This window comes from Cupriavidus sp. 01L46, from assembly GCF_056399905.1.
In genome coordinates, this window is the sequence record NZ_JBFTSF010000467.1 from 1 (window position 1) to 3,355 (window position 3,355).

At 68.0% G+C, this 3,355-nt stretch carries 4 protein-coding genes; all 4 read right to left on the reverse strand.

Annotated elements, in window-relative coordinates; genetic code table 11:
* Nucleotides 1-750 (reverse strand): ATP-binding protein (locus AC1DS3_RS36925; protein WP_477129168.1); only part of this gene is annotated, 750 nt, incomplete at its 3' end.
* A gap of 3 nt (nt 751-753) precedes the next feature.
* Nucleotides 754-1,416, reverse strand: coding sequence for a response regulator (locus tag AC1DS3_RS36930; RefSeq protein WP_477129169.1), 663 nt, complete (start codon nt 1,414-1,416; stop codon nt 754-756).
* A 506-nt stretch (nt 1,417-1,922) separates the two neighbouring features.
* Complete coding sequence (locus AC1DS3_RS36935; RefSeq protein ID WP_441635878.1) at nt 1,923-2,786, reverse strand: phosphodiesterase; 864 nt, start codon at nt 2,784-2,786, stop codon at nt 1,923-1,925.
* The coding region (locus AC1DS3_RS36940) for an ABC transporter ATP-binding protein (protein WP_477129170.1) at nt 2,783-3,355 on the reverse strand (573 nt) is incomplete at its 5' end. The genes AC1DS3_RS36935 and AC1DS3_RS36940, both read right to left, overlap by 4 nt.

Sequence of the window (3,355 nt, forward strand, 5' to 3'; positions counted from 1 at the left end):
GACCACGAACAAGCCAAGCGCATGCAGGGGCTGGCGCAGGTCGTGGCTGGCCGAGGCGAGGAACACGGATTTGGCGCGGTTGGCTTCCTCGGCCTCGCGTTGGGCATATTCCGCGCGGGCAGTCTGCTCGCGCAACTGCGAGATCAGTTCCACGTTGGCAAAGCGCAGTGCAATGCCGTGCCGTGCCACGCGCGCATAGTTGCGCGCAAAGATCATCAGCACCATGAGATAAAGCGGCGCGCCGAGGAACATGGGCAGGTAGGCGACGTCGCCGGTGGCGATAAAGACCGCCCAGACCGGCACGATGGCCGGGATGAAGAACCCCACGGCAACCGGCAGGCAGGCAGAGAACACCGCCAGCGCGGCCGCGCTCATGCCCGCGATCAGCGACAGGATGCAGATCACCGCCGCGGGCGTCTTCACATCCATGTAAAGCCACGCCGCCAGCCCCCAGAGCGCGCCGATCAGCGTCAGCAGCAGCGTCATGCTGCGCGCGTAGCGCCCGGCATGGGCTTCGGCCGTGCGCTCGGGCATCAGGCGCCGCCCGAAATGCCCGGCGGCGCAGGCCAGCCCCATCGTCAGCGCCCAGGGCAATGCACCCGGATGCCCACCGCCGAGGACCAGCCCGAGGGCCAGGATGAACGCCGCCAGCGCGCAGCCCAGCATGGCGATGCCGAAGCTCTGGTCGATCAGTTCCATTTGCGCGGCCAGCAGCCGCGGTTCATCGAAGCGAGGGAGGATAGACGCCATGGCTTACCTGCCCATCTGCACCAGGCCGCGGCGCTGGGCCTCCAGCACCGCCTCGACGCGGCTGACCACGCCCAGGTAATCGAGAATGGCCGCCACGTGGACGCGCACGGTGTTCTCCGAGAGTCCCAGATGATGGGCAATGATCTTGTTGGAGCGGCCCTGGCTGAGCTGGTCCAGCACCTCGAGCTGGCGCGGCGTGAGCGAGCTGGCCTGGTAGCCCTGGTATGCGTTGGCGCTGGCATGGCCATGCGGCTTGCMGCAGTCGGCGCCGGCGGGGTCGGCGTTGAAGTATGTGCCACCCCGCAGGCAAGAGGCAATGGCGTCTTCGATCTCGACGCTGCTCGCGGATTTCGGCAGGAAGCCGGCAATCTCCTTGCGCGCGGCGGCGGGAATGGTTTCCAGCCCGGAGGTGCCGGACACGATCAGGATGCGCGCTGCACAGAAGTGGCGGCGCAACACCTTGATGCCCTCGATGCCGTTGAGGCCGGGCATCTGTATATCCAGCAGGATGATATCCACGCTGGCGGCGCGGTGTTCCTCCACCGCGCCCATGACGGAGCCCGCCTCGATGATGCTCGCCACGCTTGGGCTGTCTGCCAGCACCAGGCGCAGGCCGGTGCGGAACAGGGTGTGGTCGTCGATCAGCAGCAGGTGGGCGTTGAGCATGGGTTGGGGTTGGCCGGCGCACGGCGCGCAGGCTGCGGCCGCTGGARCAAGTGGAGCAAAATGTGACGCGCTGCGCCCAGGTCGAAGCGAGCGCCAGGGCGAATTGGACTCGATTATGGTGGGCTTGTCTATTTCCCCACTAAAGAGGGGAAAGGATGGGTGGGCGCAGCGGCGTCTGGCACGGTGCCGCCCCGCAGATCGCCTGTGCGCTAGCGCTAGCGGGAAATGATCTGCCGCATGCCGGCGCCGGCGGCCTGGCGCAGGGATGGGTACTAGTCCAGAAGGATTATGTTGTTCGCAGACGTCCGGTGTCACCATGCACGCATGGGTGATTTCCGCGACTCGCCCATACCACTTTTGTTACCCACTACCACCCGGCAGTGGGTTTTTTTTGCTCGTGGTTTGGCGCCGCCGTAAGGGCTGGCCGCCACGGGGTGCAACCTGTTGCAGGCCGATGTGCCGATGCCTTCCTGATCGACCGGCTGGCTGATCAACCGACCGGCCAGTCAGTCGATCAACTTGCCCGCGGCATCGAAGAAAGGATGGTCTGCGCCAAAGTCACCGATCACCGCCGCGTGGCTGACCAGCCCCTGCGCGGGATCCCACTGATGCAGCAGGTAGCCGGGCGGCTCCATGCGAAACCGCGAGGCCGCCTGTGGGTCGAGATCGAGCGTGACCTGATGCGCGGGACCCGGTGCCGTCATGGCGATCGTGCCGCCAAAGCGGTGCGTGATGTGCCGGTGCAGGTGGCCGCACAGCACGCGCTCAACCGTCGGGTGCCTGCGCACCACCGCCTCCAGCAGCGCCGCATCCGCCAGGCCCTGCTGGTCCATATGGCCGATGCCGGTATGAAAGGGCGGGTGGTGGAGCATCAGCAGCGTGGGCCTGCCAGGCTCGGCCGCGAGCGTGGCCTCCAGCCAGGGCAGCGCGGCGGGATCGACCTGGCCGCCAGGCTTTCCCGGCACCGTGCAGTCGAAGGCCACCAGGCGTAGTGGGCCGGCCTCCACGCTGTAGTGAACCGGCGCGTCGCCGTCGCCGTTGGCGAACAGGTAATCGTGATCGGCAAATACGCGGCGCAGCGTGGCGCGGTGATCATGGTTGCCGGGCAAGAGCCGTACCGGCATCGGCAGCGTTGCCAGGATGCCGCGTAGGAAGCGGTATTCCTCCTCGGTGCCGAAGTCCACCAGGTCGCCGGTGATGACGACGGAGTCGGGCTGCTGCGGCGCCGCCAGCAGCGACGCGATGCAGCGCCGCAGCGCGCCTGCGGTGTCTACCATGCGGTAGGACAGCTTGCCGCCGGCCTTGATGTGCAGGTCTGTGATGTGGGCCAGCAGGTAGGTGCCGGCCGGGTTGGCGTTGGTGGTGTTCATGCGGTGAGCGCTTCGGGGAGCGTGATCAGGTGGCCGGTATCGAGGCGCAGGCCCACGCGGTCGCCCGCGAGCCAGCCATCGCGCCGGGTGGTGTCGACGACAAGCGGCGCCGGCGCGCCCACGTCGACCAGCAAGCGCGTGTAGTTGCCCAGGAACAGCGCGGTGACGACCGAGCCGCCCAGGTGAGCATCCTCGGCCTGGGCCAGCGCGACGTCTTCGGGGCGGAACAGCAGTTCGGCGCGCGGCGAGGGCGCGGCGGCGAGGCTTGCGGCGGTGCCATGGCGCGGCACCAGCCCACCCGGCACGCGCCAGGCATCGGCCTCCAGCACGGCCGGCAGGCGGTTCATGGTGCCGATGAAATCCGCCACGAAGGCATTGGCCGGCGCGCGGTAGATCTGCTGCGGCGTGCCAGTCTGCGCGATGCGGCCACGGTCCATCACGATGATGCGGTCGCCCAGCGCCATGGCCTCGGCCTGGTCGTGGGTGACGTAGACGGCGGTGATATGCAGGCTGCGCAGCAACTGGTTGATGTCGGCGCGCAAGGCGTCGCGCAGCTTGGCGTCCAGCGC

Coding starts and splice junctions, on each gene's coding strand:
- AC1DS3_RS36935 (WP_441635878.1), bottom strand. CDS start 2,786: ATGAACACCACCAACGCCAACCCGGCCGGCACCTACCTGCTGGCCCAC.